The 20746-nt window shown below is 52.2% G+C and carries 14 protein-coding genes; 1 reads left to right on the forward strand and 13 read right to left on the reverse strand.

Annotation, left to right across the window (positions count from 1 at the left end; all coding sequences use genetic code 11):
- Nucleotides 1-93 precede the first annotated feature (93 nt).
- Nucleotides 94-2127: a hypothetical protein gene (locus ACO6VE_RS21565; RefSeq protein ID WP_422450321.1), complete on the reverse strand. Its 2034-nt coding sequence runs from the start codon at nt 2125-2127 to the stop codon at nt 94-96.
- Between the two features lie 365 nt (nt 2128-2492).
- Here ACO6VE_RS21565 and ACO6VE_RS21570 point away from each other — a divergent pair, with 365 nt between their 5' ends.
- Nucleotides 2493-3125 (forward strand): gamma-glutamyltransferase, encoded by a 633-nt coding sequence (locus ACO6VE_RS21570; protein ID WP_422450322.1) that lies wholly within the window; start codon nt 2493-2495, stop codon nt 3123-3125.
- A gap of 234 nt (nt 3126-3359) precedes the next feature.
- Here ACO6VE_RS21570 and ACO6VE_RS21575 read toward each other — a convergent pair whose 3' ends face one another.
- The 12 genes from ACO6VE_RS21575 to ACO6VE_RS21630 form a co-directional block, all read right to left on the reverse strand.
- Entirely contained in the window at nt 3360-5237 is a 1878-nt protein-coding gene (locus ACO6VE_RS21575; RefSeq protein WP_422450323.1) for a hypothetical protein, read from the reverse strand.
- Nucleotides 5238-5497: 260 nt separating this feature from the next.
- On the reverse strand, nt 5498-6787 hold the full coding sequence (locus ACO6VE_RS21580; protein ID WP_422450324.1) for an ankyrin repeat domain-containing protein: 1290 nt from the start codon (nt 6785-6787) through the stop codon (nt 5498-5500).
- A gap of 281 nt (nt 6788-7068) precedes the next feature.
- Entirely contained in the window at nt 7069-9114 is a 2046-nt protein-coding gene (locus ACO6VE_RS21585; RefSeq protein WP_422463346.1) for a hypothetical protein, read from the reverse strand.
- A 298-nt stretch (nt 9115-9412) separates the two neighbouring features.
- On the reverse strand, nt 9413-11356 hold the full coding sequence (locus ACO6VE_RS21590; protein WP_422450326.1) for an acetoacetate--CoA ligase: 1944 nt from the start codon (nt 11354-11356) through the stop codon (nt 9413-9415).
- A gap of 56 nt (nt 11357-11412) precedes the next feature.
- On the reverse strand, nt 11413-12351 hold the full coding sequence (locus ACO6VE_RS21595) for a hydroxymethylglutaryl-CoA lyase (RefSeq protein ID WP_422463348.1): 939 nt from the start codon (nt 12349-12351) through the stop codon (nt 11413-11415).
- Nucleotides 12352-12374: 23 nt separating this feature from the next.
- Nucleotides 12375-14357 carry a biotin carboxylase N-terminal domain-containing protein gene (locus ACO6VE_RS21600; protein ID WP_422463350.1) on the reverse strand — a complete coding sequence of 661 codons (1983 nt, stop codon included), beginning with the start codon at nt 14355-14357 and terminating at the stop codon, nt 12375-12377.
- On the reverse strand, nt 14350-15204 hold the full coding sequence (locus tag ACO6VE_RS21605) for an enoyl-CoA hydratase-related protein (protein ID WP_422450329.1): 855 nt from the start codon (nt 15202-15204) through the stop codon (nt 14350-14352). Before ACO6VE_RS21605 ends, ACO6VE_RS21600 begins: the two co-directional genes overlap by 8 nt.
- A gap of 13 nt (nt 15205-15217) precedes the next feature.
- Nucleotides 15218-16825, reverse strand: coding sequence for a carboxyl transferase domain-containing protein (locus ACO6VE_RS21610; RefSeq protein WP_422463352.1), 1608 nt, complete (start codon nt 16823-16825; stop codon nt 15218-15220).
- A gap of 16 nt (nt 16826-16841) precedes the next feature.
- Nucleotides 16842-18011 carry an isovaleryl-CoA dehydrogenase gene (locus ACO6VE_RS21615; RefSeq protein ID WP_422463354.1) on the reverse strand — a complete coding sequence of 390 codons (1170 nt, stop codon included), beginning with the start codon at nt 18009-18011 and terminating at the stop codon, nt 16842-16844.
- 52 nt (nt 18012-18063) lie between these two features.
- The gene (locus tag ACO6VE_RS21620) at nt 18064-18447 is read right to left on the reverse strand and encodes a MerR family transcriptional regulator (RefSeq protein ID WP_422463360.1); all 384 of its coding nucleotides are present in this window, start codon (nt 18445-18447) and stop codon (nt 18064-18066) included.
- Between the two features lie 131 nt (nt 18448-18578).
- A complete protein-coding gene (locus tag ACO6VE_RS21625) occupies nt 18579-19526 on the reverse strand; it encodes a hypothetical protein (RefSeq protein ID WP_422463356.1) in 948 nt (315 codons plus the stop codon).
- A gap of 194 nt (nt 19527-19720) precedes the next feature.
- A complete protein-coding gene (locus ACO6VE_RS21630) occupies nt 19721-20476 on the reverse strand; it encodes a thiopurine S-methyltransferase (RefSeq protein ID WP_422463358.1) in 756 nt (251 codons plus the stop codon).
- Nucleotides 20477-20746: the final 270 nt, after the last annotated feature.

The raw sequence follows: 20746 nt of genomic DNA on the forward strand, positions 1-20746 counted from the left end.
AATCCAGACTAAATTATTCCACGCACTTTATCCCTTTTTGGGCGCACGCTGCGTTCTGAAGTATATTGCTCGCAGAATTGCCGCTGTTGGTGGCTATACCAACCTGAGTAACGGCGCCAATTCATCATCATCGCTTTCTTCAGCAATATCGGGCAGTGAGTTCACGGAGCCTTCGGGGGATCTGTTCACGGGATTGTCCCCTGTGCTCCCGGCCAATATGGGGCTATAGCCAGCCGCAGGTGATGCCCGGTTGCGATAGTAGCGGAAGATGCACAAGCCAACCACCAGCACCAAGAGTACACCGCCCAGGGCTATAGCGGCTAAAGCGGCTTGATTCAGGTTCACATCCCTTGAGCTGCTTTTACCCGAAGTGGTGGGGGGTGTTGTCGGGATTGTTGTTGGGATTGTGGTCGGCATTGCGGTCGGGAAGAACCCACACCGTTGAATTTGATTGTTTGCCAGTGCCGTAAAGTTATAAACATCGGGCCGATAATTCGGCGGCAGCAGACCAGGGTCAATACCTGCAACTGAATTATCCAGCCAGGGATGACAACCAAGGTTGGTATTGTTTTGCCAGTCTCCATTGACACGGACATTACAAATACCCGCTTCAGGACCACCCATGACACCAGCATCTCCATACTGACTGTCAACTTCGCAATTGATCGCTGTGGTGCAGGCAATATTGTCATAATAGGGAAATCCCCCCGCTCCGATGGCAGCATCTGCGCTCTTGCCGGAGCTTGTCACTGTACAGTTCAATGCGGTGGTGCCAACTATCTTCTCAGATTCAAATCCGCCACCAATCATGCCTGCCCCGATACCGGCGCTCCCGCCCGGGCCGGAGGTTGTCACAGTGCAGTTTGCGGCTGTGGTGTTAGCAACATTTGCCAAAGGAAATCTGCCTCCCCCTGCGCCGATGCCTGCATTGCCACGCAAACCGGAAGCGGCCACGGTACAGTTCACCGCGGTGGTGTTGGCAACCATGTCAAAAAAAACAGCGTTGCCCAGGCCAATACCTGCGTCGCCATAATCACCGGTGTTTTCGACTGAACAGTCCACCGCCGTGGTGTGAGCAATCGTGCCATGATTCAAAGCCGTACCCACGCCAATGCCTGCACTTCCATATCGAGCGGAGTTTTCAACTTTGCAGTTCACGGCCGTGGTGTTGGCAACGGTGCCATGACCATCACGACGCCCCACTGCTTTAAAACCTGCAATAAACCTCCCGGCACCAATGCCTGCGGCCCCTGAATATTCATAGTTGGCGGATGTGCAATTCACCGCAGTGGTGCCGACAACCGTGCCATTATAAAGAAACCCGGCACCAATCCCTGCTGATCCAGCGCATTCCCCACCAGCGGAGGCTGCCACTGTGCAGTTCACTGCGGTGGTGTTGAGCACCGTTCCCAGGACATTCCCCCCGGCAATCCCCGCACTGTCGCCAAGGGCTTCTACATGGGCATTTTTAACGCGGATATTACGGACCATGGCCTCGTCTTCAATGGTACAGGCCGCGACCGCGACCGGGCCATTGTCTCTTATAAAGACACCGTTAAAGCTCAGGCCATCGATCAGGCCTTCAGCTCCCAGGGTTTGCACCAGACAATGGCTGAGATTACCAATGGTGCCGTTTTCACCACGGAGGCTGCCGGTAAACGGATGAGTATCATTACCAATGGGCTGGTCCAACTGGCTACCATCAATATCCCCGGTTTGTCGGTAGGTACCATTGAGTGGATAGTCAGGGTCATGGCCGATCTTGCCCAGGGTTGCAGCATCCGGCACCGCTATCCACCGGTCACTGTTATCGTCAGCTGTGGCTGTCGCATTGGCAGCAGCGAGGCCGGACGGAGCACTTGGCACCACGGCCGGGTTCAGCAGCTGGCGAGTCCGGTGCGATGTGCTGGCCGGTTTACGCTGAAGGTCTTGCTGTCTGTTTTTTATTGAACTGTGGTCGTTTACCGGGTTTTCCTCCCGGGTATTGCCCTGTAACAACGGTATGGCGTCAGATTCTGAACACACACCCAGTCGTCCCCACCGTCCCTGTGGCTCGACAGACTGGCTTGTTGCTGGTTGTGAGGCGCTGGCAGTAACGCTGCCGGGCATGGTTGGTGGCTGTATCAAAATCACTCCCTCATGTTGGCATTAATTATTGTGCTGGTTTCCTACCGTTCATATTCCCGGGACCGCCACAGGCAGTCATGGGTCTTTGCAATTTGATTGTTCGGTCATCCAGCATAATGAAAATGCCACACGGGTGGGTAAGGCCTAGGCCTATTCGTGCCTGACTCGGGGATTCTCACGCAAAAGAGCAAACAATCCGTAGGGTAGAATAGCCCTGGATGCGTTACTTTGCCGTGAAAATTCCCGAGAAGCGCATAAAACGGGCCAGCCTGAAATGCGTGAGCCCGTATTGATACCCTTCAGTACTTCGAAAAGCTCAGGAAAAAGGCTCCTGTCGGTGTCTGAACCGATCCAGGGCATCCGGATTGGCCAATTTCGTTGAAGTAGGCGTTGTGGTACTTGTTGCCATGGACCAGACACGTCTGGGGCGTTATGAAAACACGAGAAACTACTTTTATCCTGAAGGACGTCCTGTGCATGGTGATGGCAATGCGGTGGCGATGGCCTCCAGCGTAGAGAATGCTTTTGATTCACGCCTGATGGTCCGTGGTTTTCTATTGAATAACTCCATGACGGATTTTTCCTTCCGTCCATTGATTGATGGCAAACCGGTAGCCAATCGCATAGCACCAGGGAAACGACCAATGTCTTCTATGACGCCCACTATCGTGTTACGTGATGGCAAGCCCTATATGGTTCTTGGCTCAGCGGGTGGCAGTCGTATAATTGTTCATGTTGTCAAAACAGTTATTGCTCATCTGGACTGGCAATTACCCGTGGATGAAGCCGTTAGTCTATCTCACCGAATCAATATGCAGGGCTCTTATGAACTTGAGTCCGGAACGGATGCGGAAAAGCTGGTAAAACCACTAAAAGCAATGGGGTATAAGGTATCGGTCCGTGATCTGAACAGCGGTCTGCATGCCATTGTTATAAAGAAGTCAGGCCTGGAAGGGGCTGCTGATCCACGACGGGAAGGTCACGTTATGGGGGACTGAATTCCCGTATTTCCCAGACGAACAAGGTCACAGATTCCTGTGGTGGCAACCACTGTTTCCTGAAAAGCACTTTTTCGGAACTTCCCTGTTTCGAGCTTGATCTCCGTTCATCCTGAAGCGGAGTCGAAGGTTGGCTGCTACAATCCAGACTAAATTATTCCACGCACTTTATCCCTTTTTGGGCGCACGCTGCGTTCTGAAGTATATTGCTCGCAGAATTGCCGCTGTTGGTGGCTATACCAACCTGAGTAACGGCGCCAATTCATCATCATCGCTTTCTTCGGCAATATCGGACAGTGAGTTCACGGAGCCTTCGGGGGATCTGTTCACGGGATTGTCCCCTGTACTCCCGGCCAATATGGGGCTATAACCAGCCGCAGATGATGCCCGGTTGCGACAGTAGCGGTAGATGCACAAAACCCCCACCAGTACAAAAAGCACACCGCCCAGGGCAATACCGGCTATAGCGGCTTGACTCAGGTCCAAAGCCCTTGAGCTGCTATTGCTGGAAGTGGTTGGGGTTGTTGTCGGGACGACAGGGAAGAACCCACACTGACGAACAGGATTGTTTGCCAGTGCCTCACCAGGCCGACAATCTGGCGTCAGCAGACCAGGGTCAATACCTGCACATAAATTATCCAGCCAGGGCTGACAACCAGGGACGGTATTGTTTTCCCAGTGTCCATTGACACGGACATTACAGATATCAGGGTCAGAACCACCCGTGATAGGAGACACTGCATATTCACTGTCGATTTCGCAATTTATCGCTGTGGTGCTGGCAACGATGGCTTTAGAATCTAATATTCCCGCTCCGATGCCAGCACATGCGTCCTTTCCGGAGGATGCCACGGTACAGTTCAGTGCGGTGGTGTCAGCAATCTTTGTAGAATCAAGTCCAGTTAAAAGCGTGCCCGCCCCGATGCCGGCACCCCCGCGAGTGCCGGAGGTTGTCACATTGCAGTTTACCGCTGTGGTGTTGGCAACAGTTGCCAAACTAAAAACGCCTCCCCCCACGCCGATGCCTGCACTTCCATCCAGGCCGGAAGCTGTCACGTTACAGTTCACGGCTGTCGTGTCGGCAACCATACCAAAAAAAGCAGCTCTGCCTGCGCCAACACCTGCGTAGCCATAATCTCCGGAGTTTTCGACTGTGCAGTTCACCGCCGTGGTGTCAGCAAGCGTGCCAGTCCCAAAAGCCGTACCCGCGCCGATGCCTGCACTTCCATCCCTGAGGGTAGCTGTCACGTGACAGTTCACCGCAGTGGTATCGACAACATTACCATTACCACGAAGTAGCCCGGCACCAATACCTGCGTTCCCGTTCCCGGTCTCTTCGCCGCTAGCGGAAGTTGCCACGGAGCAGTTGACTGCGGTGGTGTTGAACACCGTTCCCCGGACATCCCCCCCGGCAATCCCCGCACTGTCACCCAGGGCTACTACCCTGGCATTGTTAACGCTGATATTACTGACCATGGCAGCGTCTGCAATGGTACAGGCCGCTACCGCGACCGGGCCTTTGTCTTTTATATTGGCACCGTTAAAGCTCAGGCCATCGATCCGGCCCGGACCACCGAGCGTTTGCACCAGACAATGGCTGAGATTACAAATGGTGCCGTTTTCGCCACGGAGGCTGCCGGTAAACGGATGAGTATCATTACCAATGGGCTGGCCCAACTGGCTACCATTAATATCCCCGGTCTGTCGGTAAGTACCATTGAGTGGATAGTCAGGGTCATGGCCGATCTTGCCCAGGGTTGCAGCATCCGGCACCGCTATCCACCGGCCACTGTTATCGTCAGCTGTGGCTGTCCCATTGGCAGCAGCAAGGCCGGACGGAGCACTTGGCACCACGGCCGGGTTCGGCAGCTGGCGAGTTCGGGGTGTTGTGCTGGCCGATTTACGATGTAGGTCTTGCGGTCTGTTTTTTATTGCACTGTAGTCGTTTACCGGGTTTGCCTCCCGGGTATTGTCCGGTAACAACGGTATGACGTCAGATTCTGAACACACACCCAGTCGTCCCCACCGTCCCTGTGGCTCGGCAGACTGGGTTGTTGCAGGTCGCGAGGCGCTGGCAGTAACGCTACCGGGCATGGCTGGTGGCTGTATCAAAATCACTACCTCATGATGGCGTTAATTATTGTGCTGGTTTCCTATCGCTCATATTCCCGGGACCGCCGCAGGCAGTCATGGGTCTTTGCAATTTGATTGTCCGGTCATCCAGCATAATGAAAAACCTTTTCAACCTGGCGATAAATCTCGGCAGTACCAATGCGGACACCTCCCGGATTTAATACGGCATCGGCCTGCCCATGGAATAGCAAGAAAAGAACGGGTTTTTCTCTTGTCCAAACCAAAGCAGCCAATCTGGATCAGGTTAAAGTGCACTGTCTTCTATCGTCCAAAGCGTCTGCAGCATCTAATGGATTTAAATCCCAGCTGTACTTGGCTCCGGCTCCGATAAGTGCTCGCTTGCATTGTGCATCACTGGCAAAATCCAGCGCCGTCTTGTCCCTGTAGTTTTTGACGTTAATATCTGCATTGGCATCAATAAGGGTCAAAATATATCTAATATTGTTTTTTCTGGTAGCCGCAAAGAGCGGAGTTTCACCGGAGCAGTCTCTGGCATTAATATTGGCCCCAGCCCTGATCAGAGTTTCGGCACATTCTACATTGTCAGTCCGGCTGCCCAGGTGGAGGGCTGTACGGCCCTGTTGATCTCTGGCATTGCAATCCGCCCCAGACTCAAGGAGTTTTCGCAGGTAGGTAACATCATCAAGTCCAGCGGCGATATGAAGTGCGCAGTCGCCAAACTGGTTTTTAACATCGACATTTGCCCCGGCGAGCATAACTGCATTCATGAGCTTTTTGTCTTGACAACTAACCGACCGGGTAAGAAGCGTGTGATAAGCAACGTCGAATCCTTTCAGTCTGCCATTAATGTCAGCACCTTCAGCAATCAGAGGTTGTATGCACTGGGTGCTGCCATGCCTAATGGCATTGAACAAAGCATCATTGAGATCAAGACGACCAACGAGTTTTCGTCCCTCCTCGAGCAAAACTTGCACACTCCCGGGTTGATTTTTGTCGGTGGCGTATGTCAGAGACTTATTTAAAATCTCAGTATGTCGTTTACTGTCGAGACCCTTAAAACTGTCACATGATTTCAGCAGAAATCGGATTGAATCAGTTTGGCCTTTTAGCGAGGCACAATGCAGAGCGCTAACAGCTGCGTTTGCCCCCTCTTTCAGCAAATACCGCATAGACTCTACCTGACCTTCTCTGGCAGCTTCACGCATTGCCTTATTAAGTTTTTCGGTAATGTAATCTCTGCTTATCCTGTTGACCCAGGTGCTTAATACCCACTCCATACACTCAATCCGGCCATTGGCAGCCGCTGCATAAAAGACATGGTTAGGCTTGGGGAGTGGCCCTTGCCCTTTTGATTTTTCCCACAATAATTGCAAGCACTCAACCTGACCGTGTTTAGCGGCCATCCGTCCCAGGTCGCTAACTCTGCTCTCCAGATTATCGCCATAAGTGGCTGCTCCGGGTTGTTCCCAGCCTATATTGTTGATATCAAGATCCAACACCTTTTCCAATGCTTCCAGATCCCCATAACGACAGGCATGTTCAGCGACAGGCTGAGAGTCACGAAGCAACGGCAGGACAGGTTGCTCCGAGCAGACAGTACAATGCAGTATACTCCGCCTAGCCCCAGCCCTGGCTTGATCAAGCAATGGTTTAAGAATGCAGTCAAGATGGAATTGGTGGGACTTGCTGCACGACGCGGTGACTACCGATCGCCCGCCAAATGAACTGGTTGTTGGGACGTTACAGAGAGCACAGGTGGAAAAATTACTCAAATTGTTGATCGAATTTGTGACGCTATTCATGATAAACGCCCTTTCAGTGAGCAAATGACTTTCACCACCTTCGGTGGCTATACCAACCTGAGTAATGGCACCAATTCATCATCATCGCTTTCTTCGGCAATATCGGGCAGTGAGTTCACGGAGCATTCGGGGGATCTGTTCACGGGATTGTCTCCTGTACTCCCGGACAATAGGGGGCTATAGCCAGCCGCAGGCGATGCCCGGTTGCGATAGTAGCGGTAGATGCACAAGCCAGCCACCAGCACCAAGAGTACACCGCCCAGGGCTATAGCGGCTAAAGCGGCTTGATTCAGGTTCACATCCCTTGAGCTGCTTTTACCCGATGTGGGTGGGGTTGTTGTTGGGATTGTTGTTGGGATTGTTGTTGGGATTGTGGTCGGGAAGAACCCACACTGACGAATTTGATTGTTTGCCAGTGCCGTAAAATTATAAACATCGGGTCGATAATTCGGCGGCAGCAGACCAGGGTCAATACCTGCACATAAATTTTCCAGCCAGGGATGACAACCAGGGTCGGTATTGTTCTGCCACTGTCCATTGATTCGGACATTACAGATACCAGCTTCAGGACCACCCATGACACCAGCATCTCCATACTCACTGTCGACTTCGCAATTGATTGCTGTGGTGCAGGCAAGATTGCCATGAGTTAAAAATCTTCCCACCCCGATGCCAACATCTGCGCTCTTGCCGGAGGTTGTCACTGTACAGTTCAGTGCGGTGGTGCCAACAACCTTTCCAGATTCAAATCCGCCACCAACCATGCCCACTCCGATACCGGCGTTCCCGCCGGGGCCGGAGTGTGCCACAGTGCAGTTTGCGGCTGTGGTGTTAGCAACATTTGCCAGAGAAAAACTGCCTCCCCCTGCGCCGATGCCTGCATTGCCACGCAAACCGGAAGCGGCCACGGTACAGTTCACCGCTGTGGTGTTGGCAACCATGTCAAAAAAAACAGATTTGCCCAGGCCAATGCCTGCGTCGCCATCCTCACCGGTGTTTTCGACTGTACAGTCCACCGCCGTCGTGTGAGCAATCGTGCCATCATTAAAAGCCGTACCCACGCCAATGCCTGCACCGCCATATTGAGCGGAATTTTCAACTTTGCAGTTCACCGCCGTGGTGTTGGCAACCGTGCCATGACCATCACGACGCCCCCATGCTTTGACACCTGCCATAAACCTCCCTGCACCGATGCCTGCTGCCCCTGAATATTCAGAGCTGGCCGATGTGCAGTTCACCGCAGTGGTGCCGACAACCCTGCCATTATCACGGAGAAACCCGGCACCAATCCCTGCTGCTCCGGCGTCTTCCACGCCAGCGGAGGCTGCCACTGTGCAGTTCACGGCGGTGGTGTTGAGCACCGTTCCCCGGACATTCCCCCCGGCAATCCCCGCACTGTCGCCAAGGGCTTCTACATGGGCATTCTTAACGCGGATATTACTGACCAAGGCCGCGTCTGCAATGGTACAGGCCGCTACCGCAACCGGACCTTTGTCTCTTATAAAGACACCGTTAAACCTCAGACCATCGATCTTGCCATTAGCTCCCAGGGTTTGCACCAGACAATGGCTGAGATTACCAATGGTGCCGTTTTCGCCACGGAGGCTGCCGGTAAATGGGTGAGTATCATTACCAATGGGCTGGCCCAACTGGCTACCATCAATATCCCCGGTCTGTCGGTAAGTACCATTGAGTGGATAGTCAGGGTCATGGCCGATCTTGCCCAGGGTTGCAGCATCCGGCACCGCTATCCACCGGTCACTGTTATCGTCAGCTGTGGCTGTCCCATTGGCAGCAGCGAGGTTGGACGGAACACTTGGCACCACGGCCGGGTTCGGCAGCTGGCGAGTCCGGGGTGTGGTGCTGGCCGGTTTACGATGCTGCGGCGGTACGTCTTGCTGTCTGTTTTTTATTGCACTGTGGTCGTTTACCGGATCTGCCTCCCGGTTATTGTCCTGTAACAACGGTATGGCGTCAGATTCTGAACACACACCCAGCCGCCCCCACCGTCCCTGTGGCTCAACAGACTGGCTTGTTGCTGGTTGTGAGGCGCTGCCGGTAACGCTGCCGGGCATGGTTGGTGGATTTATCAAAATCACTCCCTCACGATGGCGTTAATTATTGTGCTGGTTTCCTACTGCTCAAATTCCCGGGACCGCCACAGGCAGTCATGGGATTTTGTAATTGGATTGTTCGGTCTTCCAGCATAATGAAAATGCCATACGGGTAGTGAAGGCCTGTTCGTGCCTGACTCGGGGATTCTCACGACAAAGAGCAAACAACCCGCAGGGTAGAATAGTCCTGAGTGCGTTACTTTGCTGTGAAAATTCCCGAGAAGCGCATGAAACGGGCCAGCCTGAAATGCGTGAGCCCTTCGGTACTTTGAAAAGCTCAGGAAAAAAGCTCCTGACGGTGTCTGAACTGATCTAGGGCATCCGGGTTGGCCAGGGCATCGGTATTTTTTACCGGCCGGTTATGAATAACTTCACGCACTGCCAGCTCGACGATTTTACCGCTGATGGTTCTTGGAATGTCGGTGACCTGCAGAACTTTGGCGGGAACGTGACGAGGCGTAGTGTTGCTGCGAATGGTCTGGATGATTTTCCGGATCAATTGATCATCAAGTGTCACGCCATCACGAAGCTGCACAAACAACACAATGCGTGTGTCGTCTTCCCATTCCTGTCCTACCGCAATGCTCTCAAGTACTTCTTCTACCTTTTCAACCTGGCGATAAATCTCGGCAGTACCAATGCGGACACCTCCCGGATTTAATACGGCATCGGCCCGGCCATGGATAATAACGCCGCCATGCCGGGTCAGCTCGCCGTAATCGCCATGAGCCCAGATCCCGGCAAACTCGTTGAAGTAGGCGTTGTGGTACTTGCTGCCATCGGGGTCATTCCAGAAGCCAACGGGCATGGACGGGAAACTGGACTGACAGACCAGCTCTCCCTTTGCTTCAGTTAGCGGAGACCCTGTGGTATCCACAAAGTGAACATCCATACCCAGCCCACGACATTGCAGTTCACCGCGATAGACCGGCAGTATCGGGCAGCCCAGGGCAAAGCAGGAGATGATGTCCGTGCCACCGGATATGGAAGAAAGCCGGACATCCGCTTTTACCTCCTGAAAGACATAGTCATAGCTTTCGTGCAGCAAGGGAGAGCCTGTCGATAGAATGGCTTTGAGATGTTGAAGGTTATGACTGCTAGCAGGTTTGACGCCGGCTTTTTGCAGGGCGGCAATGTATTTGGCGCTGGTACCAAAAATGGAAACCTTCTCCGCCTCTGCCATATCCATCAGGGTTGCAGGTTCGGGATAAAACGGTGAGCCATCGTACAAAACGACAGTGGCCCCAAGGGCCAGTGATGAAACCAGCCAGTTCCACATCATCCAGCCACAGGTGGTAAAGTAAAAAATCGTGTCCTGTGCTTTCAGATCGGTATGAAGACCCAGCTCTTTCAAATGCTGTAACAGCGTTCCACCATGACCATGAACAATACACTTGGGAATGCCAGTGGTACCTGAAGAGTACATAATGAACAGTGGATGATTAAACTCGACAGGGACGATACTCACCGATTCATTGGATGGCTGGCAGAAATCAGTCCAGAGCACCGCATTGTTGAGTTGCACAATATCCGGTTCCGGATTGGCAAAAGGCACAACGACCGTGGTTTCCAGCGATGGGATGTTTTGCTGAATCTGTGGTGTTTTTGCCATACAGTCGATGGTTTTACCGCCATAAAAGTAACCGTCAACCGTGAGCAGGAGCCGGGGCTCAATCTGTCCGAAACGGTCCAGAACGCCCTGAATACCAAAATCTGGCGAACAGGATGACCAGATTGCCCCGAGCGCTGTGGCGGCCAGCATCAGAATAATGGTTTCCGGGCAGTTGGGCATAAAGGCCGCAATACGATCCCCCTTTTTGATGCCGACTTCAATCAACCCCTGTTGAGCTGCGGCTACTGATTGATAGAGTTCCCGGTAGCTCAGGGTTCGGCGACGGCCATTCTCACCTTGGAATACCAGGGCTGTTTTATTATCTCTTTGTTGCAGCAGGTGTTCTGCATAGTTCAGTGTTGAGTCAGGAAACCATTGAGCGCCTGGCATACTGTCGTTTATTAAGGGCGCGGAGGGTTGGGTATGAAATTGTACGCGGTAGAATTCTGCCAGCCGTTGCCAGAAGGCCGGGCGCTCTTCAATGCTCCATTGGTATAGATCAGAATAATCCTCCAGTGGCAAACCTGTGACTTCTTTTACGCGGTTGATAAACGCCTGAAGATTGGATGATGTTATTGTGTTTTGATCCGGTATCCACAGTGCTGACATTGGCTTTCTCTTTTGGCTTCTTTTCTGGGGTCTTCTCTGGATTCGCGAGTTGTAATTCACTCGGAAGGATGAATCGACCGGCTCAATGCCAACCCGGCATTTGATCTTGAGGGTATGCCCAGCTGGTCACAAATGAATGTAGCCGCTTTGAGCAGTTCCTCCATATTTATCCCGGTTTTTATGCCCATACCGTGCAGCATATAGACCACATCCTCCGTCGCCAGATTGCCTGATGCTCCGGGGGCATAAGGACAACCTCCCAGACCGGCAACCGAGCTGTCAATTATCGAAAGCCCCTCTTCGAGCAGTGCTAAAACATTGGCCAGCGCCTGGCCATAGGTATTGTGAAAGTGTGCTGCCAGGGCTGAGACGGGAATATGCCGGGAAGTGTGCTCCAGCACTTTTTTGGCGTTGAGGGGCGTGCCAACGCCAATGGTGTCGCCCAGGGAAATTTCATAGCAGCCCATTTGCCAGAGTTGTTCGGCTACCCCGGCAACAGCGGAAGGGTGGACTTCGCCCTCATAGGGGCATCCCATCACACAGGAAACATAGCCTCTGACGTTTAAACCGTGATTTTTTGCCGCAGCCATAACCGGTTCAAAACGGTGCAGGCTTTCGGCAATGGAACAGTTGATATTTTTCTGACTGAACCCTTCTGAGGCTGAAGCAAATACCGCTACTTCATCAGCGCCAGCGGCCAGGGCTGCCTCAAAACCTTTGAGATTTGGGGTCAGGGCACCATAGGTGATCCCCGGTTGACGGTGAAGAAGCTCAAAAACGTTGTGGGAGTCTGCCATTTGCGGAACGGCTTTTGGAGACACAAAGCTGCCCGCTTCAATACGCTTCAGTCCTGTTCTGGCAAGACGGTTGATCAGCTCAGAGCGAATCCCGGCAGAGAGTATCTCCGGCTGATTCTGCAGCCCGTCTCTGGCACCCATCTCAACCAGCGTTACCCTGTCAGGCAGTTGCTGTGAATTGGCGGTATCACTGGACATCCCTTTACTCCGTGTTGTTGTTTTTATGGTTTTTCGATGAACGTCAGTAATGGTGAACCTGCCCCAACCTGGTCTCCGGCCTGATAAAGTATCCGCTCAACGGTTCCGGACTCTTTGGCAGTGATGCAGTGCTCCATCTTCATGGCTTCCAGCATCAGCAGCGGGGTTCCCTGCGCCACAGACTGGCCCTCATTGACCATCACGCAGGTGATGGAGCCACTCATCGGAGCAAGAGGTACATTATCCTGATGGTCTTCCTGTTCCATGGGATGGCCGGGGAGTGCAACTTCATAGCTGATTTTTGGAAGAATGACTTTCAATAATTCCCCGGGCTGGGGAACTATACGGCAAATGATTGGCTGTAATTTCTCTGCGTCTGTGGTGTCAAAACGGAGGCTCACGGATGCGCCGCAGGTTTCGTGGTTAACGTTGGCGGTTATCGTCAGTGATTTATCTCCGATACGGAGTAGATAACGGTTGGACTGTTTATCGATCCTGACCAGCCAGCGCTGTTCATCCAGATAAAGCTGAACCAGGGATTCTGTGCTGAAAGTGGAGCCAAATGAGGTTGGCAGTAACTCATCCGGTCTGGCGAGGTTGCCACATTCAAACTGATAAATAGCCGCAACCGCTAACAGCTGCTCTCTTTGCTCCGGGGATAAAGCGGGAAAAGGGTGATGATCAATAAAGTCAGTACTGAGTTTGGCATCAATAAATGCCGGCGTTGCCAGCAGATGCGCCAGGAAGTCCCGGTTATCGCAGATCCCTGCCTGATAATACTGGGCCAGCGCCGTCTGAAGCTGCGCTATTGCAGCTTGTCGGCTGGGGCCTCTGGCAATGATTTTTGCCATCATGGGGTCGTACCAGGCGGTGATGCTGTCACCGGCCTGAATACCGGTATCAATACGCAGGTTGCCATGGGTCTCTGGCCATTCCAGGGCCAGAATGCGTCCGGAGGTGGGTAGAAAATCCAGCCTTGGGTTTTCTGCATACAACCGGGCTTCAATGGCATGGCCATGGCCGTGTAATGATGTCTGATCCAATGGCAGAGGCTGGCCGGAGGCCACGGTTAACTGCCACTCAACCAGGTCCAGATCGGTGACCATTTCCGTTACCGGATGCTCTACCTGGAGGCGGGTATTCATCTCCATAAAGTAGAATTGATCACCATCAAGCAGAAACTCCACGGTACCCGCCCCTTGATAGCCGATGGCTTTTCCGGCGGCGACGGCGGCATTGCCCATGGCTTCGCGCAGTCCGGGAGTCAGGCCGGGGGCGGGGGCTTCTTCAATCACTTTTTGATGTCGGCGCTGCAAAGAGCAGTCCCGGTCAAAAAGGAACACACCATTTCCCTGTTGGTCAAAGAAAATCTGAACTTCTACATGCCGCGCTTTTGTGACAAAACGTTCAAGTAGCAGTTGGTCATTGCCGAAAGCTTTTTCTGCTTCACGCCTTGCCGACTCCAGCTGCTGCTCCAGGTGCTCTGAATGTTCAACAACACGCATCCCTTTACCGCCGCCACCAAAAGCAGCCTTGATCAGCAGGGGGTAACCAATGTGTCCAGCTTCAGCCATCAGCTGCTGGTTACTCTGGTGCTCGCCGTGGTAACCGGGAACCAGAGGGACTCCGGCCTCTGCCATGATTTTCTTGGCTTCACTTTTTGAGCCCATGGCATCAATGGCCGAAGCTGGAGGGCCTACGAAGATAATGCCTTTTTGCTGGCAGGCCAGGGCAAAGTCGGCATTTTCCGACAGGAAGCCATAACCGGGGTGAATGGCATCCGCCTTTTCCTGTTCTGCTATGGACAATATTTTCTCAATATCCAGGTAACTCTCAAGAGCAGGGCTTGGGCCAGCATAGACTGCTTTAGTGGCCATGGTCGTATGGAGAGCCCGATGGTCGGCATCGGAATAGAGGGCAATGGTTTCCATACCCATGGCATTGGCTGTTTTTATAATACGACAGGCGATTTCCCCACGGTTGGCAATCAGCAGGCGCTTAATCATGGTGTTGCTCCTCTGCTGATGGCTTTTCATTGGCTGATGGCTTTTTACTGGCTAATGGCTCTCCCCAGCCCGGAGCACGCTTTTCCAGAAAAGCGCTCAATCCCTCCTGACCTTCCGGTGAAATACGAATACTGGCAATCCGTTCGCAGGTCAGATTAATGAGGTCTTCATCAATCAGCCGATGATTGACGTCATCAATTAATCGTTTCGCTTCAGCCATGGCAACCGGGGCGTTTTGAATGATTTGGTCACAAAGTGCTTCGACTGTCGATGATAAATCCTGCTCTTTACACCGTTCATGAATCAGGTTCAGGCGCAGAGCCTGTTTGGCTGAGATGGTTTCTGCACTGAGAAAATAGCGTCGTGCCTGGCGTGTTCCCATGGCTCGAACAACATAGGGACTGATGATCGCAGGAATAAGCCCAAGCTTGACTTCGCTCAGGCAGAACTTTGCTGATCGACCGGCGATGGCGATATCGCAGACGGTGATCAGCCCCAGGGCACCACCAAATGCTGCACCCTGGACCACCGCTATAGTAGGGGCAGGGAACCGGTCCAGCCGTTGAATCAGGCTGGCCAGTTGTCGTGCATCCTGATGATTTTCTTCTTTGCTCAGTGCTTTCGACTGTTTCATCCAGTTGAGGTCAGCACCGGTACAGAAATGTTTACCGTTGGCTTTGAGTATCAGCAGGCGGGTGGGCGTCTGCTCAATCTGATCAAAAGCCTGGTGCATTTCAGCAATCAGCTCTTTATTCAGGGCGTTGCCGGTTTCAGGTCGGTTGAGACAGAGCGTAGCGATCTGACGGGTTTGGTCACTGATATCAAGGGTCAGGTTTTTATAGTTCATTGTGATGTGCACCTTACATCCTGAATATGCCAAAGCGGGTGTCTTCAATGGGGGCATTCATTGCCGCAGAAAGACCCAGTCCAAGGACGGTACGGGTATCCGCCGGATCAATCACCCCGTCATCCCAGAGTCGTGCACTGGCGTAGTAAGGGTTGCCCTGGTGATTGTAGTTCTCAAGAATGGGCTGACGAATGGCCCGGGCTTCCTCTTCACTTAATGCCTGACCCTGTTTTTCCATGGCATCACGTTTGACCTGGACCAGGACATTGGCGGCCTGTTCTGCGCCCATCACCGAAATACGGGCATTGGGCCAACTCCAGAGAAACCGGGGGTCGTAGGCTCTGCCACACATGCCATAATTGCCTGCACCAAAGCTGCCGCCGATTATCACCGTGAATTTGGGGACTCTGGCACAGGCAACGGCGTTGACCATTTTCGCGCCATGGCGGGCAATACCTCCGGACTCCGCCTGGGATCCCACCATATAACCGGTGGTATTCTGGAGAAATACCAGTGGCATTTTGCGCTGACAGCACAGTTCGATAAAGTGCGCACCTTTCTGGGCGGATTCGGAAAAGAGTATGCCGTTGTTGGCAACAATCCCCACCGGATGCCCATGGATTCGGGCAAAGCCACACACCAGCGTTTCCCCAAACAGCGCCTTGAACTCATCAAAATCGGAGCCATCAACAATACGGGCGATGACTTCCCTGACGTCATAGGGTTGTCTCAGGTCGGAAGGGACAACCCCATAGAGCTCTTCGATGTCATACAGTGGTTCAGTACCTGGCCGGAGATCGTAATAACTTTTCTTTACCCGATTCAGGCGGGACACCGATTGTCGAATCAGGCGGATGGCATGGGCATCATCATTGGCGTAATGGTCGGCCACGCCGGATTGACGACAATGAACGTCTGCACCGCCCAGTGCCTCAGCGCTAATCTCTTCACCGGTGGCGGCTTTCACCAGGGGAGGGCCAGCAAGGAAAATGGTGCCCTGACCGCGGACAATAATGCTTTCATCTGCCATGGCAGGAACATAAGCGCCGCCGGCCGTGCAGGAACCCATCACCGCAGCAATTTGTGGAATCCCCCTGGCCGACATATTGGCCTGATTAAAGAAAATCCGGCCAAAGTGTTCCCGGTCAGGAAACACTTCATCCTGTCTGGGCAGATTGGCACCACCGGAATCCACCAGGTAGATACAGGGCAGGTGATTCTGCTCGGCGATGGCCTGGGCTCTTAAATGCTTTTTAACAGTGAGTGGAAAGTAGCTGCCGCCTTTGACGGTGGCATCGTTAGCGACAATCATGCACTCACGGCCTGAAACCTGGCCAATACCGGCCACCACGCCGGCACAGGGTACTGCTTCGCTGTAGACCTTGTCGGCCGCAAAAAGTCCGACTTCCATAAATGGGGAGCCAGGGTCCAGCAACAGGGCGATTCTATCTCTGGGCAGCAGTTTGCCTTTGCTGATGTGTTTTTGGCGGGCCTTTTCAGGGCCTCCCTGTTTCAGGTGATCAGACTTCTGCTGCAGTTCATCAACCAGTGCCTGCATTTGACGACGGTTGTCATTAAATTCTGCGCTGTCTATGGCTATTGTTGTGGTAAGTGCCACCATGACAATCCCCCTCCGTTTAATGTCCGGTTTCCTGAAACAGCTCCCGGCCGATCAGCATACGACGGATTTCCGATGTGCCGGCACCGATCTCGTACAGTTTGGCATCCCTTAACAGGCGTCCGGTGGGGTAGTCATTGATATAGCCATTGCCACCGAGTATCTGGATGGCATCCAGTGCCAGTGCTGTTGCTGTTTCGGCACAGTAGAGAATAACGCCAGCCGCATCCTTGCGGGTTGTTTCGCCACGGTCACAGGCACCAGCGACAGCATAGAGGTAAGCTTTGCAGGCATTCATCCGGGTGTACATATCGGCAACCTTGCCCTGAATCAGCTGAAACTCACCGATGGACTGGCCAAACTGTTTACGGTCATGAATGTAAGGCAGAACCACATCCAGGCAGGCCTGCATGATGCCGGTGGGGCCTCCTGAAAGCACCACCCGCTCGTAGTCCAGTCCGCTCATCAGCACTTCAACACCGCCATTGAGGTTGCCCAGCACGTTTCGGGCAGGCACTTCACAGTCCTCAAACACCAGTTCGCAGGTGTTTGAACCCCGCATGCCCAGTTTGTCCAGTTTCTGGGCCCTGGAGAATCCGGGGAAGTCCCTTTCGACAATAAAGGCGGTGATGCCACGGGATCTTTTTTCCGGTTCCGTTTTGGCATAGATCACGTAGGTGGAGGCATCAGGGCCATTAGTGATCCACATTTTGTTACCGTTCAGGATAAAGCGGTCGCCTTTCTTTTCGGCCCTGAGCTTCATACTGACGACATCGGAACCGGCTTCCGGTTCACTCATGGCCAGCGCTCCGACGGCCTGGCCACTGATCAAGTCAGGCAGATATTGTTCTTTTTGCGCATCTTTACCCATGCGGAAGATCTGGTTGACACAGAGGTTGGAGTGGGCACCATAGCTAAGCCCAACGGCAGCAGAAGCCCTGCTGATCTCTTCCATGGCGATAACATGGGCAAGATACCCCATGGCTGAGCCGCCATACGGTTCAGATACGGTGATACCCAGCAAGCCCATATCCCCCATTTTCTGCCAGAGATCCATGGGGAACTGGTTGGTCTGGTCAATCTCCATGGCCCTTGGCGCAATCTCTTTTGCCGCAAACTGTCTGACCTGCTCCCTGAGCATGTCGTTGGTTTCTCCAAGGTTGAAATTCAGCTCTGAGTATTGGCTCATTGGGGCTTCTTCACTTTTTATTGTTATTGCTGTGGGAGTTTTATCTAACGGTTTACTGTTCGCTTTCCTTTAGGGCTTTAACACAGCGCTTTCTGGCCTCGGCAAGTTCATCCTGCATTATGTGAATGTCCTGCAGCTGTTGCTCAAGGCGCATACTGGACGTATCAATGGCATCCAGCATTGCCCGGAGCTGCTTTTTATTTCGGGAGGTCGGGTCATACAGCGCAATCAAATCTCTGGATTCAGCCAGGCTTAAGCCAAGACGCTTGCCCCGGACAATAAGCTTAAGATGAACGCGGTCCTTCTTGCTATATACGCGCTTCAGACCATTACGCTTTGGGCTGAGTAGCCCCTGATCTTCATAAAAGCGTATCGCCCTGGGAGTGAGGTCAAACTCCCGGGCGAGTTCTGAAATAGTGAACGTGCTCTCGGACATGGTTCTGTGCTCGTTATTAGCAGCGTGTTGAAGGCGCTTCTTTCTAATCACGATTTGAGTATATCTTCCCCTTACGTAAACGTAAATCTGTCTGCCGAACCCACTGACTTTTCCGGTTTGGTAGCTGTTTTTTAGCTTCGATTGTTTACCACTCTGGGTGAGGAGAGTTTCATCAGGAATGTTAATGTTCCTTCAGTCAGGGGGGCTGAAGGCGGGGGAAGAGAGGGAAGTGATGATAATTCTGTTTTTTTTGCATTCGCTGCCAGCTCTCCTTTTTCCCTCGCTACTTTTTCACTAAAGCCTTTTTTTAAGGCTGCTCTATAGGCGTTTGATTTTGCATTACATATGGCTTTCATTTTCATGCCTTTAGCAGTTTGGGTGTATCTGGCTACTCTTCTGGAATTATTGGCTCTGCCTTTTTGGGATTTGGCGTATCTGGCCCTGCTAGCCCTGCGTTTATCGGATGTGGCATATTTGGCTTTACTTTTTGCCTGCTTTGGCACGCCTCTTTCAAAAGTGCAGTCATCTTTGGGCGAAACCAGCAGAGGTTCACCAGAACCGGATGGTTCAGTTAATTTCAACCAGCCAGTTTCTTTACACGCTTGCTGTTGTGTAGCTGTATTCAATGGACCAATTACAGCCACTGGACGCGATGATGACTGATCAAAACTGACTGATGCATTTTTCGAGGGTAATGGCTGAGCTATTCGTTGAGAGCTTCTTGGGGTTAAATCCGTTTTTGTAAAATCATCAGCGGCTTTCCTGGTTACATCACAAGGTGCAATGGCATCAAGATCTGCCTGTAAATAGAATCCGGGAAACGGTGGTTTGTTTTCAGTGGGTGGTGTATAAGAAATGTAAAAATCCTTAAGAGAACGTGGAGTAGGAGTCGGCATGCCCTGGTTGGTTACGTACTTATTTATATATCTGACATGGGGTGAATTGACTATCTGTACATAATTGCCAGCCATACCTCGATGTGTGCTGATAGCATAAGGGTTTGCTAAAGGTGTTCCTGACCAATCCTGAAAACACGGATAAACAAAACCGAAATTTGAGCCTGCGTTGGATGTGTTCATTGAATTATAGAAATACTGAATTTCCGCTTGAGACTGTCCCTTCCTTAAAAAGTTCCTGCTTACAGCCCAATCAATCACAAAAGACGTGTGGATGGCAGATAAAAAAGTAGAGGTTAGACGACAGAAAAAACCACCCGGTGATATCAGGCAGGAGAAGGGATTGGCATTGCTGGCTCGGAATAAGTAGTTAGAAACTACTTCCGGTCAAGTTTGAAAACATGCTCTGTAATTACCTGCAAACCCTGGGCCTGTTTTCGAGGTGAAGGTTTGGTGTCCCGTGTCTCAATCAGATCGATCTCGAAGTGGTCACCGTAGAGTGCTTTTACCCGATTGGGTGGGATACTGAATGGTGGCGCTGCTGCGGCAGTATCATCATATTCGACCGTGATCAGCAGGATTTGCTCAATATCCGGTGCGATACGCAGGAGTTGTTCTATATAAGCTTCCTGCTTGCCGGGAGGCAGTGCAACCAGGGCTGCCCGGTCATAAACAAATCTGGCCGGAATACTCTCTGCTGTCAGGGTAAAAAAATCCCCCCGGACCAGGGCTAATCGTTCGCTGGACCAGTACTCATGTTCACCTGCTGCCTGCCTTGTGTAATCGCGGTTTTGCTCGGAAAAAAAGGCTTCCACAGCTACCTCACTCAACTCGGAGCCAATAACAAAGTGTCCCTGCTTATGGAGCTCAACCATATCAAGGCTCTTGCCACACAGCGGAACGAACACCATATCCTTTGGTACTGCACGTATCTTGGGCCAGTGTTTAACCAGCATAGGGTTGGCCTGATCAAGATGGAAGCCAATGTTATTGTTCTCCCAATGAGACTGCCAGTTAATCTCGTCCATTGCTATTGATATCCCGTTACCATGGTCGGACACTGAATTGGATGCTTTGCAATTATTAACCATACCGGCTGCCAGTAGGAAGATAAATAGCTGAGTGTAGTTCATGATCAGCCTTACTCTCTGAAGTGGTGCATACAAGGTAGCAGAATGCTACTGGTTGTGATTGAAGGGACGCATTGAGCAGGAAAATCCACGATGGGAAATTCCCTGGCAAAAAAACTGAAATCCAGGGGCAGGGTTGTTACGCTGTTCGATACCGGCCGCCGCCCCCATTAATAAGTAGTTAACCATATGAAATCATATATTTCTGACTCCTTGTTCAGGCACTCTGCTTCGTTACAACTCCGGTCACATAGCTACGGCTATGCTCCCTCC

The organism is Endozoicomonas sp. ALB115, assembly GCF_049310245.1.
Taxonomy (GTDB): Bacteria; Pseudomonadota; Gammaproteobacteria; order Pseudomonadales; family Endozoicomonadaceae; genus Endozoicomonas.

Excerpts from the sequence above, each read along its gene's own strand:
- ACO6VE_RS21610 (WP_422463352.1), bottom strand. The coding sequence starts at position 16,825 with ATGGTGGCACTTACCACAACAATAGCCATAGACAGCGCAGAATTTAAT.
- ACO6VE_RS21595 (WP_422463348.1), bottom strand. The coding sequence starts at position 12,351 with ATGTCCAGTGATACCGCCAATTCACAGCAACTGCCTGACAGGGTAACG.
- ACO6VE_RS21620 (WP_422463360.1), bottom strand. The coding sequence starts at position 18,447 with ATGTCCGAGAGCACGTTCACTATTTCAGAACTCGCCCGGGAGTTTGAC.
- ACO6VE_RS21600 (WP_422463350.1), bottom strand. The coding sequence starts at position 14,357 with ATGATTAAGCGCCTGCTGATTGCCAACCGTGGGGAAATCGCCTGTCGT.
- ACO6VE_RS21590 (WP_422450326.1), bottom strand. The coding sequence starts at position 11,356 with ATGTCAGCACTGTGGATACCGGATCAAAACACAATAACATCATCCAAT.
- ACO6VE_RS21625 (WP_422463356.1), bottom strand. The coding sequence starts at position 19,526 with ATGAACACATCCAACGCAGGCTCAAATTTCGGTTTTGTTTATCCGTGT.
- ACO6VE_RS21630 (WP_422463358.1), bottom strand. The coding sequence starts at position 20,476 with ATGAACTACACTCAGCTATTTATCTTCCTACTGGCAGCCGGTATGGTT.
- ACO6VE_RS21605 (WP_422450329.1), bottom strand. The coding sequence starts at position 15,204 with ATGAACTATAAAAACCTGACCCTTGATATCAGTGACCAAACCCGTCAG.
- ACO6VE_RS21615 (WP_422463354.1), bottom strand. The coding sequence starts at position 18,011 with ATGAGCCAATACTCAGAGCTGAATTTCAACCTTGGAGAAACCAACGAC.